The sequence below is a fragment of the Pseudomonas sp. HLMP genome (assembly GCF_046365545.1).
Lineage (GTDB): Bacteria > Pseudomonadota > Gammaproteobacteria > Pseudomonadales > Pseudomonadaceae > Aquipseudomonas > Aquipseudomonas guariconensis_B.
Genome location: NZ_JBDLLR010000001.1, coordinates 2312466 through 2325401, shown reverse-complemented (window position 1 = coordinate 2325401; position 12936 = coordinate 2312466). Strand labels below are relative to the sequence as shown.

Annotated in this window: 8 protein-coding genes and 2 tRNA genes; 4 read left to right on the top strand and 6 right to left on the bottom strand. The window is 65.8% G+C overall.

Features of this window, described 5'->3' with window-relative positions:
- Nucleotides 1–74: 74 nt before the first annotated feature.
- From ABFA30_RS10955 to ABFA30_RS10945, 3 genes are all read right to left on the bottom strand, one after another.
- Nucleotides 75–1781 (bottom strand): Hsp70 family protein, encoded by a 1707-nt coding sequence (locus ABFA30_RS10955; RefSeq protein ID WP_410045421.1) that lies wholly within the window; start codon nt 1779–1781, stop codon nt 75–77.
- A gap of 160 nt (nt 1782–1941) precedes the next feature.
- Nucleotides 1942–2018, bottom strand: a tRNA-Asp gene (locus tag ABFA30_RS10950).
- Nucleotides 2019–2033: 15 nt separating this feature from the next.
- A tRNA-Val gene (locus tag ABFA30_RS10945) sits at nt 2034–2109 on the bottom strand.
- Nucleotides 2110–2314: 205 nt separating this feature from the next.
- Between ABFA30_RS10945 and rdgC the strand changes: the two genes are divergently transcribed.
- The 3 genes from rdgC (at nt 2315) to sugE (ending at nt 4853) form a co-directional block, all read left to right on the top strand.
- Entirely contained in the window at nt 2315–3235 is a 921-nt protein-coding gene (rdgC, locus tag ABFA30_RS10940) for a recombination-associated protein RdgC (protein WP_225788281.1), read from the top strand.
- A 132-nt stretch (nt 3236–3367) separates the two neighbouring features.
- Nucleotides 3368–4330 carry a bile acid:sodium symporter family protein gene (locus ABFA30_RS10935; protein WP_225788282.1) on the top strand — a complete coding sequence of 321 codons (963 nt, stop codon included), beginning with the start codon at nt 3368–3370 and terminating at the stop codon, nt 4328–4330.
- Between the two features lie 205 nt (nt 4331–4535).
- Nucleotides 4536–4853 (top strand): quaternary ammonium compound efflux SMR transporter SugE, encoded by a 318-nt coding sequence (gene sugE / locus ABFA30_RS10930; protein ID WP_225788283.1) that lies wholly within the window; start codon nt 4536–4538, stop codon nt 4851–4853.
- A gap of 15 nt (nt 4854–4868) precedes the next feature.
- On the opposite strand, the gene ABFA30_RS10925 is transcribed toward sugE, so the two are convergent.
- Entirely contained in the window at nt 4869–6743 is a 1875-nt protein-coding gene (locus ABFA30_RS10925; RefSeq protein ID WP_410045420.1) for an MFS transporter, read from the bottom strand.
- A 370-nt stretch (nt 6744–7113) separates the two neighbouring features.
- Between ABFA30_RS10925 and ABFA30_RS10920 the strand changes: the two genes are divergently transcribed.
- Nucleotides 7114–10590, top strand: coding sequence for a PAS domain-containing hybrid sensor histidine kinase/response regulator (locus ABFA30_RS10920; protein WP_225788285.1), 3477 nt, complete (start codon nt 7114–7116; stop codon nt 10588–10590).
- Here the strand turns inward: ABFA30_RS10920 and rmuC are convergent.
- Nucleotides 10562–11947, bottom strand: coding sequence for a DNA recombination protein RmuC (gene rmuC / locus ABFA30_RS10915; protein WP_225788356.1), 1386 nt, complete (start codon nt 11945–11947; stop codon nt 10562–10564). The two genes, ABFA30_RS10920 and rmuC, sit on opposite strands and share 29 nt — an antisense overlap.
- Nucleotides 11948–12138: 191 nt before the next feature.
- Complete coding sequence (locus ABFA30_RS10910; RefSeq protein ID WP_225788286.1) at nt 12139–12558, bottom strand: tetratricopeptide repeat protein; 420 nt, start codon at nt 12556–12558, stop codon at nt 12139–12141.
- Nucleotides 12559–12936: the final 378 nt, after the last annotated feature.

Sequence of the window (12936 nt, the reverse complement as noted above, 5' to 3'; positions counted from 1 at the left end):
TTCACCGCCCCCGGGGCTGCTTTGCAGCCCCAGTCCCCCTTGACTGACCGGCATTGACCTCTGGGCCTTGGCTTTCAGTAACGCAGATCGTCCAGCGCCTGGCTCAACTGCTGGCGCTGCCGGTTGATCTCGCCAGCCTGCTGGCTGGCCAGCACCGCATTGAAGGCATCCAGCCAACTGCCGATCAACTCGCGCTCGTCGCCCAGGCTCTGCATCCAGGCCCGCTCCAGGCGCGCCAGCAGGGTGCGGTTGGGCAAGGCGTCGCGGGGGTGGATCTTCAACCGCGCCAGGCGCTCATGGCTGGCCTGGCGGGCCTCGGCGTCAAGGCCAGTGGGGCTGCGGTCGATGCTGTGGCTGTGCTTCTGGCCCGTTTCCAGGAAGGTCACGTCCACCTCCAGCAGGCCATTGATGTCGTAGCTGAAGCGCACGTCCAGCGACTGCACCTGCCCGGTCTGCTGCAAGGGAATCTCGAAACTGTCTACCAGGATGTTGTCGCGCACCCAGGGGCGCTCGCCCTGGTACACGTCGATGCGCACGCTTTTCTGCTGCGGATGGCTGCTGTAGAAGCGTTGCACCTTGGAGGTGGGGATGACCGTGTTACGCTCGATGATCGGCGAAAAGGCGCCGGACACCTCCTCGCCACGCTGGGACGCCACGCCCAGGGTATAGGGGCAGACGTCGGTGAGAATCAGCTCGTCGATGGCCTGGTCACGGGCCTTGCAGGCGGCCTGGCTGGCAGCGCCGAGGGCGACGATGGTGTCCGGGTCGAGATGACGGTACGGCAGACGGCCGAACAGCTTGGCCACCAGTTGCTGGATCTGCGGCATGCGCGTGGCACCGCCGACCAGCACCAGGCTGTCCAGCTCGCGCGGGCTCAGGCGGGCATCGCGCAGAGCCTGTTCGATGGGCGCTCGCACCCGGGCCAGCAACGGTGCCCAGATCGACTGCAGGCGCGTCTCGTCGAGCGTCCACTCGCGCAGTTGGCCATCGCCATTCCAGCCCAGGGTGCGCTTGCCCTCGCCCAGGTCGTGCTTGAACTGCTCGATGGTGTCATGCAGGCTGGCCAGCGCCTGGGGTTCCAGGCCCTCGGCCTCGAGACCCCAGTCGTGCAGGCAGGCGGCCAGCAAGGCGTCGGTGAAATCCTCTCCGCCCAGGTAGTTGTCGCCGGTGGAGGCATGCACCTCGATCAGCGGCAGGGCGTACTCCAGTACGGTGACATCGAAGGTGCCGCCGCCCAGGTCGAATACCAGCGTGCGCTCGAATGCCTGTTCATGCAGGCCATAGGCCATGGCCGCGGCGGTCGGTTCGTTGATCAGCCGCTGTACCTTCAGCCCCGCCAGCTCCGCGGCGAACACCGTGCGCTTGCGCTGCTCGTCGCTGAAATAGGCCGGCACCGAGATCACCGCCTCGCTCACCTGGCAGCCGAGGTAGGCCTCGGCATCCTGCTTCAACGCGCCCAGCACCAGGGCGGAGAGCTCCTCGGGGCTGAAGCGGTACTCGCCCAGCTCGAAACGCTTGTCACTGCCCATGAAACGCTTGAAGGCCGCAGCGGTGCGCTGCGGGTGGGTGGTCAAGCGCGCACGGGCGGCCTTGCCCACCAGGATGCTGCCATCGTCGTCGACGCTGACCACCGACGGCGTCAGTACATCGCCCAGGGCATTGGCGATCAAGCGTGCCTGGCCATCCTGCCAGACGGCGATGAGGCTATTGGTGGTGCCCAGGTCGATGCCCAGGAGCGGGGTTGGCTGCGCGGGGGATGGAGAGGTACTGGCATCCTGCATGGTCGGTCTCGTGCTCGCGGTGAAGAACCGGAACGCGACCTGCTGGCCGCATCCGGCGGACAGGAAGGATTCTGACGCAATGCCATAAACAAAAAAAGCGACCTCAAGGTCGCTTTCTTTGTGGCTTCCGGGTGTTCAGTGGGCCCTGGAAGCTGGAATATGGCGCAGCGGACGGGACTCGAACCCGCGACCCCCGGCGTGACAGGCCGGTATTCTAACCGACTGAACTACCGCTGCGCTATACATCGAGATTGGTGGGTGGTGACGGGATCGAACCGCCGACCCTCTGCTTGTAAGGCAGATGCTCTCCCGGCTGAGCTAACCACCCTTCGTCTCGGTGTGGCGCGCATTCTACGGAGGACCCGCCACCCTGGCAAGCACTTTTTTCAAATTTTTTTTGAAGCCTTTCAAAGACCTAGCATCACTGCCCTTTTCCTGGCGATTAATGGCTGCTGGCCCTCTGACAGGGGTGGTCGCAAACCGTCACTCGGAGAATAATGCCCGCCTTATGCATTAAGGAGAGATTCCCCCTCATGTGGTTCAAGAACCTGCTGACCTACCGCCTGACCCAGGATGTCCCGTTCGAACCCGAAGCACTGGAAGCCGCCCTGGCCAGCAAGCCGGCCCGCCCCTGCGCCAGCCAGGAGCTGACCACCTATGGTTTCGTCGCCCCGTTCGGCAAGGGCGAGGACGCACCGCTGGTACACGTCAGCGGTGACTTCCTGCTGATCGCCGCACGCAAGGAGGAACGCATCCTGCCCAGCAGCGTGGTCAACGATGCGGTCAAGGAAAAAGTCGAGGAGATCGAGACCGAGCAGATGCGCAAGGTCTACAAGAAGGAACGCGACCAGATCAAGGATGACATCATCCAAAGCTTCCTGCCCCGCGCTTTCATCCGTCGCTCGATGATCTTCGCCGCCATCGCCCCGCGCCTGGGCCTGATCCTGGTCAACTCGGCCAGCGCCAAGCGCGCCGAAGACCTGCTCTCGACCCTGCGCGAGGTCATGGGCTCGCTGCCGGTGCGCCCGGTCACCGTGAAAACCGCCCCGAGCGCGACCATGACCGACTGGGTCAAGTCCCAGGCGCCGGCTGCGGACTTCTTCGTCCTGGACGAGTGCGAGCTGCGCGACACCCATGAAGACGGCGGCATCGTGCGCTGCAAGCGCCAGGACCTGGCCAGCGAGGAGATCCAGCTGCACCTGGGCACTGGCAAGGTGGTCACCCAGTTGGCCCTGGCCTGGCAGGACAAGCTGTCGTTCGTGCTGGACGACAAGACCGTGATCAAGCGCCTGAAGTTCGAGGAGCTGCTGCAGGAGCAGGCCGAGCAGGATGGCGGCGAAGAGGCCCAGCAGCAGTTCGATGCCAGCTTCACCCTGATGATGATGACCTTCACCGAGTTCCTCCCGGCGCTGTTCGAGGCCCTGGGCGGCGAAGAGATTCCCCAAGGGGTTTGACGGCAGCTGCAAGCTGCAAGAAAAAGCCAAAGCGACAGCACAGAGCTTCGAGAACATGCGGAATCGAACGGCCACACCGTCCCGCTTTTACTTGCAGCTTGAAGCTTGAAGCTGAAACCGGAGATTTCCCCCATGCGTGCCCTGGCCGCCTTCAGCCGCTTCGTCGGCAACACGTTCGCCCTGTGGGTGCTGGTGTTCGCCTGTCTGGCCTTCCTTCAACCCCAGTGGTTCATCGCCCTGAAGGTGGCCATCGTGCCGCTGCTGGGCCTGGTGATGTTCGGCATGGGCCTGACCCTCAAGCTCGACGACTTCGCCGCCCTCGCCCGCCAGCCCTGGCGGGTGGCGCTGGGGGTGGTGGCGCACTTCGTGATCATGCCGGGCATGGCCTGGTTGCTGTGCCAGCTGTTCCACCTGCCAGCGGAGATCGCCGTGGGGGTGATCCTGGTCGGCTGCTGCCCGAGCGGCACGGCCTCGAACGTGATGGTCTGGCTGTCGAAGGGCGACCTGGCCCTGGCAGTGGCCATTGCCGCGGTGACCACACTGCTGGCACCGCTGCTGACCCCGGCGCTGATCTGGTTCCTGGCCTCGGCCTGGCTGCCGGTGTCCTTCATGGACATGTTCTGGTCGATCCTGCAGTTGGTGATGCTGCCGATCGTCCTCGGCGTGCTGGCCCAGCGGGTACTGGGCGCGCGGGTGCAACTGGCGGTGCAGGTGCTGCCGCTGGTGTCGGTGGTGAGCATCGTCATGATCGTCTGCGCGGTGGTCGCGGCCAGCCAGGCGAAGATCGCCGAGTCGGGCCTGCTGATCATGGCCGTGGTGATATTGCACAACAGTTTCGGCTTCCTGCTCGGCTACCTGACCGGCAAGTTGTGCAAGCTGCCGCTGGCCCAGCGCAAGTCGCTGGCGCTGGAAGTGGGCATGCAGAACTCCGGGCTGGGCGCGGCACTGGCGGCGGCGCACTTCTCGCCGCTGGCAGCGGTGCCCAGTGCGCTGTTCAGCGTGTGGCACAACATCTCCGGGGCGGTGCTGTCGACCTGGTTCCGCCGGATGGAAGAGCCCGGCGCTCCTGTAGAGGCCGAGCCGGCCAGGCATTGATGGGCTGACGGCACCGGCCTGTTCGCGGCAGCCTGATCCACACGTCCGGTGTTCTCCACTGTGCCGGAACAGGCACCGCAGATCCGCCCGACTTGCCCTACCCATGGCAAATGTGCACTATAGTGCGCACTGTGAGGACGACCTCACGACGCACCGCGTGACCATTCCGGGGACGGCCCCATCCTTGAAAACGATGGAGGCTCTCATGTCCTGGATCATCCTGTTCTTCGCCGGTCTGTTCGAAGTCGGCTGGGCCGTAGGCCTGAAGTACACCGACGGTTTCACCCGTCCCCTGCCCACCGTATTGACCGTCGCCGCCATGGCCGTGAGCCTGGGTCTACTGGGCCTGGCCATGAAGGAACTGCCACTGGGTACCGCCTATGCCATCTGGACCGGCGTCGGCGCCGTCGGCACGGTGATCGCCGGGATCATCCTGTTCGGCGAATCCATGGCCCTGGTGCGCCTGGCCAGCGTGGCCCTGATCGTCGCCGGCCTGGTCGGCCTGAAGGTCAGCACCGGCTGACCCACGCCCCTTCCCTCAACGCTGGTCGCCGCGCAAGGCCATGACCTTCTCGCGCAGCACCTCTGGCTGCGCCGCCTCCACCGGGATGGCGGCGCCAGCCACGAGGGTCACCCGCGACCACAGGCGCCGGAAAAAGCCCTTGGCCGGATCGCGGCTGAAGAAACTGCCCCACAAGCCCTGCAACGCCAGGGGAATCACCGGTACCGGGGTTTCCTGGAGGATGCGGTTGACGCCCCCCTTGAACACGTCGATCTCGCCATCGGAGGTCAACTTGCCCTCCGGGAAGATGCACACCACTTCACCCGCGGCCAAGTACTGGGCGATACGCGCGAAGGCCCGCTCGTAGGTGGCTTCGTCCTCGCTGCGGCCAGCGATGGGAATCGCCCCGGCGGTGCGGAATACGAAGTTGAGCAGCGGCAGGTCGTAGATCTTGTAGTACATGACGAAACGCACCGGTCGGCGGATCGCCCCCCCGATCAGCAGCGCATCGACGAAGGACACATGATTGCACACCAGCAACGCTGGCCCCTCGTCGGGAATACGCTCCAGGTCCCGATGCTCGACCCGGTACATGGAATGGCTGAGCAGCCAGATCATGAAGCGCATGGTGAACTCAGGGACGATGCGGAAGATATAGGCGTTGACCGCGATGTTGAGCAGCGACACCACCAGGAACAACTGCGGGATGCTCAGTTGCGCCAGGCTCAGCAGGACGATGGTGAGGATCGCCGAGACCACCATGAACAGGGCATTGAGAATGTTGTTGGCGGCGATCACCCGCGCCCGCTGGTCCTCGGGGGTACGCGCCTGGATCAGGGCATACAGCGGCACGATGTAGAAACCGCCGAATACCCCCAGGCCTACGATCGACACCAGGATCCACCAGGCCTGGCCCATGCCCAGCAGGGCCAGCCAGTCATGCGGCGCCTCGCCGGCTGGCACGTCGCCGGAGTGCCACCACCAGAGCAGGCCGAACAGGGTCAGGCCGAACGAGCCGAACGGCACCAGGCCGATCTCCACCTTGCGGCCGCTGAGCCGTTCGCACAGCAGCGAGCCCGCCGCGATGCCCACCGAGAACAGCGTCAGCACCAGGGTCACCACGGTTTCGTCGCCGTGCAGCCAGTCCTTGGAATAGGCCGGGATCTGGGTCAGGTAGATGGCCCCGACGAACCAGAACCACGAGTTGCCGACGATCGAGCGCGAAACCGCCGGCGTCTGCCCCAGGCCCAGGCGCAGGGTGGCCCAGGACTGGCGGAAGATGTTCCAGTCCAGCTTCATCTGCGGGGCCGCCGCCGCGGCCCGAGGGATCCAGCGGCTGGCCAGGTAGCCGAGCACCGCGGTGCCCACCACGCCTCCCGCCGCCACCGTGGCGTAGTGGGTGGACGACATCATCACCCCCGCGCCGATGGTCCCGGCGAGGATCGCCAGGAAGGTCCCCATTTCCACCAGGCCGTTGCCGCCCACCAGTTCCTCCTCGCGCAGGGCCTGGGGCAGGATCGAGTATTTCACCGGGCCGAACAGCGCCGAATGGGTGCCCATGGCGAACAGCGCCAGCAGCATCAGCTCCAGGTGGTGCGTGACGAAGCCTGTGGCGCCGATGGCCATGATGACGATCTCGGCCAGCTTGATCGCGCCGATCAGCGCGTCCTTGGCGAACTTCTCGCCGAACTGCCCGGCCAGGGCCGAGAACAGGAAGAACGGCAGGATGAACAGCAAGGCGCAGAGGTTGACCCAGATCGAGCGGTCGCCTTCCAGGCTGAGCTTGTAGAGGATCGCCAGGATCAACGACTGCTTGAACAGGTTGTCGTTGAAGGCACCCAGCGACTGGGTGATGAAGAACGGCAGGAAACGCCGCTTGCCGAGCAAGGTGAATTGCGAGGGGTGACTCATCGTCCTTGTTCCTGGGGGCTTTTGTCATTGGAGGCCCGCAGGCCGCACAGAGCCACAAATCTGCATGGGAAAGCCGGCCATTGGCAAGCCGCACCCACAGAATCCTCTGCCAAGCAGATGCCGAAGGAGCACCACGCCCCCTGTGGGGCTTGCCGACGATGGCGGCACAGCAGCCCCGCTGCCACTCGAATGACCGGCATCGAGCTTGAGCACCACAAAGACTCACGACAAACCCCGCCCTCGCCCTTATGCTGAGCAGCAAGGGCTGCGACGTCCTGCCACTGCGACCATCGTCTGCGCTGACGAACGCCAGGCGCCATGCCAGACTGATTGATCGGGACCGCGTTCTATTCTTTGCTCCGGAGTTTGCATGTCGTTGTCCAGCGGGCTGATCGCCGTGGTCGCCCTGGCCTATATGGCCATCATGTTCGCCATCGCCTTCTACGGCGACCGCCGCAGCACCCCGCTGCCGCCGCGCCTGCGTGCCTGGGTGTACAGCCTGTCGCTGGCGGTGTACTGCACCAGTTGGACCTTCTTCGGCGCGGTCGGCCAGGCCGCCGAACAGCTGTGGGCGTTCCTGCCGATCTACCTGGGGCCGGTGCTGCTGCTGATCTTCGCCCCCTGGGTGCTGCAAAAGATGGTGCTGATCAGCAAGCAGCAGAACATCACCTCGATCGCCGACTTCATCGCCGCGCGCTATGGCAAGTCGCAGACCCTGGCCGTGGTGGTGGCGCTGATCTGCCTGGTGGGCGTGCTGCCCTACATCGCCCTGCAGCTCAAGGGCATCGTGCTCGGCGTCAACCTGCTGATCGGCGCCAGCGCCGATGCCACCGGCACCCGCGTGCAGGACACCGCGCTGGTGGTGTCGCTGGTGCTGGCGCTGTTCTCCATCGTCTTCGGGACCCGCAGCCTGGATGTCACCGAGCACCACCGCGGCATGGTCCTGGCGATCGCCTTCGAATCGCTGGTCAAGCTGCTGGCATTCCTCGCCGTGGGCGCCTTCGTGGTGTTCAACCTGTACGACGGCTTCGACGACCTGTTCGAGCAGGCGCGCCAGTCGACGCACCTGGAAAGCTATTGGCAGGAGACCATCAACTGGCCCTCGATGGTGGTGCAGACGGCCGTGGCGATGATGGCGATCATCTGCCTGCCGCGACAGTTCCACGTCACCGTGGTGGAGAACATCGAGCCCCAGGACATGCGCATGGCGCGCTGGGTCTTCCCCCTGTACCTGGCCCTGGCCGCGCTGTTCGTGGTGCCGATCGCCCTGGCTGGGCAGATGCTGCTGCCGGGCACGGTGATCTCCGACTCCTTCGTCATCAGCCTGCCCCTGGCCGAAGCCCACCCGAGCCTGGCCCTGCTGGCCTTCATCGGCGGCGCCTCGGCCGCCACCGGCATGGTCATCGTCGAGGCCGTGGCGCTGTCGACCATGGTGTCCAACGACATGCTGCTGCCCTGGCTGCTGCGCCGCAAGAACGCCGAACGGCCGTTCGAGGCGTTCCGCCACTGGATGCTCTCGGTCCGCCGAGTGACCATCGTGGTCATCCTTCTGCTCGCCTACGTCAGCTACCGCCTGCTCGGTTCCACCGCGAGCCTGGCGACCATCGGCCAGATCGCCTTCGCCGCAGTGACCCAGCTGACCCCGGCCATGCTCGGCGCACTGTACTGGAAACAGGCCAACCGGCGCGGCGTGTTCGCGGGCCTGGCGGCCGGGATCTTCCTGTGGTTCTACACCCTGGTGCTGCCGATCGCCGCGCACAGCCTGGGCTGGTCGCTGCAATTGTTCCCTGGCCTTGCCTGGCTGCACGGCAACCCGTTGAACCTGCCGATCACCCCGCTGACCCAGGGCGTGGTGCTGTCGCTGGCGGGCAACTTCGTGCTGTTCGCCTGGGTCTCGATCTTCTCCCGCACCCGGGTCTCGGAACACTGGCAGGCCGGGCGCTTCATCGGCCAGCAGACCACCCGCCCCAACAGCCGGTCGCTGCTGGCGGTGCAGATCGACGACCTGCTCAAGCTGGCGGCACGCTTCGTCGGCGAGGAACGCGCGCGGCAGAGCTTCATCCGCTTCGCCTACCGCCAGGGCAAGGGCTTCAACCCCAACCAGAACGCCGACGGCGACTGGATCGAACACACCGAGCGCCTGCTGGCCGGCGTGCTCGGCACCTCCTCGACCCGTGCGGTGGTCAAGGCCGCCATCGAAGGCCGCGACATGCAGCTCGAGGACGTGGTGCGCATCGCCGACGAGGCCAGCGAGGTGCTGCAGTTCAACCGCGCCCTGCTGCAGGGGGCGATCGAGAACATCAACCAGGGCATCAGCGTGGTGGACCAGAACCTGCACCTGGTGGCCTGGAACCGGCGCTACCTGGAGCTGTTCAACTACCCCGACGGGCTGATCAGCGTGGGCCGGCCAATTGCCGACATCATCCGCTACAACGCCGAACGTGGCCTGTGCGGCCCCGGCGAGGCCCAGGTCCATGTGGCCCGGCGCCTGCACTGGATGCGCCAGGGCCGTGCCCATACCTCCGAGCGGCTGTTCCCCAACGGCCGGGTGATCGAGCTGATCGGCAACCCCATGCCTGGCGGCGGCTTCGTCATGAGCTTCACCGACATCACCCCGTTCCGCGAGGCCGAGCAGGCGCTCAAGGACGCCAACGAGGGCCTGGAGCAGCGGGTCGCCGAGCGCACCCATGAGCTGTCCCAGCTCAACCAGGCGCTGTCCGAGGCCAAGAGCCATGCCGAGGCGGTCAGCCAGTCCAAGACCCGCTTCCTGGCCGCGGTCAGCCACGACCTGATGCAACCGCTCAATGCCGCGCGGCTGTTCTCCGCCGCCCTGTCGCAGCAGGCCGAGGGCATGTCCGAGGAAGCCCGGCAGTTGGTGCAGCACATGGACAGCTCGCTGCGCTCGGCCGAGGAACTGATCAGCGACCTGCTGGACATCTCGCGCCTGGAAAACGGCAGGATCACCCCCGACATCAAGCCCTTCGCCCTCAACGAGCTGTTCGACACCCTCGGTGCCGAGTTCAAGCTGCTGGCTGCGGAAAAGGGCCTGGAGTTCCGCCTGCGCGGCAGTCGCCTGCGGGTCGACAGCGACATGAAACTGTTGCGGCGGGTGCTGCAGAACTTCCTGACCAACGCCCTGCGCTATGGCAAGAGCCCACTGCTGCTTGGCGTGCGCCGCCAGGGCGGGCGCCTGTGGCTGGAAGTCTGGGACCGAGGCCCAGGCATCGCCGACGACAAGCTGCAGGTGATCTTCCAGGAGTTCAAGCGCCTGGACAGCCACCAGACGCGCGCCGAAAAAGGCCTGGGCCTGGGCCTGGCGATCGCCGACGGCTTGTGCCGGGTGCTCGGCCATCCGCTTCAGGTGCGCTCCTGGCCAGGCAAGGGCAGCGTGTTCCGGGTCGGCGTGCCGATCGCCAAGGCCGCCGTCGCGGCGCCCAGCGCGCCACCGGAGCCACAGGCTGGCCAACCGCTGGCCGGGCTGCAGGTGCTGTGCGTCGACAACGAAGACAGCATCCTGGTCGGCATGAACAGCCTGCTCAGCCGCTGGGGTTGCCAGGTGTGGACCGCGCGCAGCCGCGCCGAATGCGAAGCCCTGCTGGCCAAGGGCATGCGCCCGCACCTGGCGCTGGTGGACTACCACCTGGACGATGGCGAGACGGGGACCGAGCTGATGGCCTGGCTACGCACCCGCCTGGGCGAACCGGTACCGGGCGTGGTGATCAGCGCCGACGGACGCAACGAGACCATCGCCATGGTCCATGCCGCCGGCCTCGACTACCTGGCCAAGCCGGTCAAGCCAGCGGCCCTGCGCGCCCTGCTCAATCGGCATCTGAGCCTGGTTCAGTGAGCGCCTCGTCAGGCACCGCGTCGTCGGACAGCGCGCGTTCGAGCAAGTCGGCCGGCAGGCTCTTGCTGGCCCGGGCGCCGAGCAGCTTGAGCTGCTCACTGCGGCTGACCAGGTTGCCACGCCCTTCGCAGAGTTTGTTGCGCGCCGCGGCATAGGCCTTGTCCACCTGCTGCAGGCGGCTGCCCAGCTCGTCCAGGTCCTGGATGAACAACACGAACTTGTCGTACAGCCACCCGGCACGCTCGGCGATCTCCCGGGCGTTCTGGCCCTGGCGCTCCTGCTTCCACAGGCTGTCGATCACCCGCAGGGTGGCCAGCAGGGTGGTGGGGCTGACGATCACGATCTGCCGGTCGAAGGCCTCCTGGAACAGGTTGGGCTCGGCCTGCAGGGCCGCCGAGAAGGCCGCCTCGATGGGCACGAAGAGCAGGACGAAATCCAGGCTGTGCAAGCCCTCCAGGCGGTTGTAGTCCTTGCTGGAGAGCCCTTTGACGTGGCTGCGCAGGGACTGCACGTGCTGCTTCAGCGCAGCCTGGGCGCGCTCGGCGTCGTCGTCGCCGACGAATTGCTGGTAGGCGGTGAGGCTGACCTTGGCATCGACCACCACCTGCTTGTCGCCGGGCAGCATGATCAGTACATCGGGCTGGTAGCGCTCGCCCTCGGCGCTCTTGAGGCTGACCTGGGTCAGGTATTCGCGGCCCTTTTCCAGGCCGGCATGCTCCAGCACCCGTTCGAGGATCAGCTCGCCCCAGTTGCCCTGGGTCTTCTGGCCCTTGAGCGCCTGGGTCAGGTTGGTGGCTTCGTTGGACAGGCGCAGGTTGAGCTGCTGCAGGCGCTCGAGCTCCTTGGCCAGGGAAAAACGCTCGCGGGCCTCCTGCTGGTAGCTCTCCTCCACGCGCTTCTCGAAGGCCTGGATGCGCTCCTTGAGCGGGTCGAGCAACTGCCCCAGGTGCTGCTGGCTGGTCTGGGCGAAACGCTGCTCGCGCTCATCGAAGATCTTCGTGGCCATCTCGGCGAACTGCGCACGCAAGGTGTCGCGGGCTTCCTGCAGGTCTTCCAGGCGTTGCTGGTGGCTTTCCTGCTGCTCACGCAACTCGGCCTCCAGGCGCGCGACCTGGGCCTCCAGGCGCCGCAGCTCGGCCTCGCGGCCGACACGTTCCAGTTGCCAGGCATGGGCGGCGTCGCGGGCGTTGTCACGCTCGATCTGCAGCAGTTCCAGTTCCCGGGCCTGGGCGGCCAGGGTGGTCTGCTTGGCCACGTTGGCCTCGCTCAGGTCGCTGATCTCGTCGCGGCAGGCCTCCAGCTGGGCCTGCAGGCCTTCCTGGGCCAGTTGCGCACCGGTGAGACGCTCTTGCACCAGGGCCAGTTCCGATTGCCGGGCCGACAGCCGTCGCTGCACCTGCAACGCCCAGGCCAGGCATGGAACCGCTGCTGCCACGATGCCCAGCAGGATACTGGCAAGGTCCACTGCCATAGCTACTCCGATCGATGTTCGACAATGCTGCGCGCAGCTTAACAGGTGAGGCCCGGGTGGTCGTGCCGCCCCAGGTATCAACTCGAGCGCAACTGCCCAAGCAACCGCCGCGCCTCCTGCGACCCCTGCCCCGCCGCCAACTCCAGCCAGTAGCGGGCCTGCTCCGGCTCACTGTGCTGGCACAGGCGGGCATACTCCACCTGCGCCCGCCGGTCGCCGGCCCGTGCGGCCTGGCGCAGCAGCTCATGGCCGATGCGGCGGTCACGGGCGTTACCGCAGTCCCGGCAGAGCATCTGCCCCAGGCGGCTCTGGGCGACCACCACGCCCTGGCGCGCCGGCTGCTTGAGCAGACGACCGGCCAGGTGCTTGACGCTGGGCTTGTCGCCCAGGCGCGGGCTATCGAGCAGCCAGAGGGCCACTTTCAGGGAAAAACGCTTGGGGGATGGCACCGACGGGGTTGCAGCGGGGCTTGCGAGGTATTTACCGCGAAACTTCATGACCAAACAGCGAAGGCAACTCGAGAGGCGCGCCACTCTACTCCATTTTTTCGCCGATGGCCTGATCGATCGCCACGCAGGCGAAAAAAAAATTCGATGATCTTTTCTTGACGTTTTCGATTGGGTGGTCCCTGCCATCATCCCGGGTTGACGATTGTCGGACAGTTCGAAAAAGAGCTGGCACGCCCGTCCTAGAGCAAGCGCTCGGGACAATCCACAGATCCTGTGGATAACTCGGTGGACAACCCCCTCGACAAGTCCTCAAACCCCGATGAAACGGGGGTTTCAGTCAAACTGACGATTTTTTCACCAGTAAAAATTAGTGTTTTTTTTCATTGACTTAAGCGTGCAGTCAAGGCATTGGCGAGCCCGCCGAGA

Excerpts from the sequence above, each read along its gene's own strand:
- ABFA30_RS10955 (WP_410045421.1), bottom strand. The coding sequence starts at position 1,781 with ATGCAGGATGCCAGTACCTCTCCATCCCCCGCGCAGCCAACCCCGCTC.
- rdgC (WP_225788281.1), top strand. The coding sequence starts at position 2,315 with ATGTGGTTCAAGAACCTGCTGACCTACCGCCTGACCCAGGATGTCCCG.
- ABFA30_RS10935 (WP_225788282.1), top strand. The coding sequence starts at position 3,368 with ATGCGTGCCCTGGCCGCCTTCAGCCGCTTCGTCGGCAACACGTTCGCC.
- sugE (WP_225788283.1), top strand. The coding sequence starts at position 4,536 with ATGTCCTGGATCATCCTGTTCTTCGCCGGTCTGTTCGAAGTCGGCTGG.
- ABFA30_RS10925 (WP_410045420.1), bottom strand. The coding sequence starts at position 6,743 with ATGAGTCACCCCTCGCAATTCACCTTGCTCGGCAAGCGGCGTTTCCTG.
- ABFA30_RS10920 (WP_225788285.1), top strand. The coding sequence starts at position 7,114 with ATGTCGTTGTCCAGCGGGCTGATCGCCGTGGTCGCCCTGGCCTATATG.
- ABFA30_RS10910 (WP_225788286.1), bottom strand. The coding sequence starts at position 12,558 with ATGAAGTTTCGCGGTAAATACCTCGCAAGCCCCGCTGCAACCCCGTCG.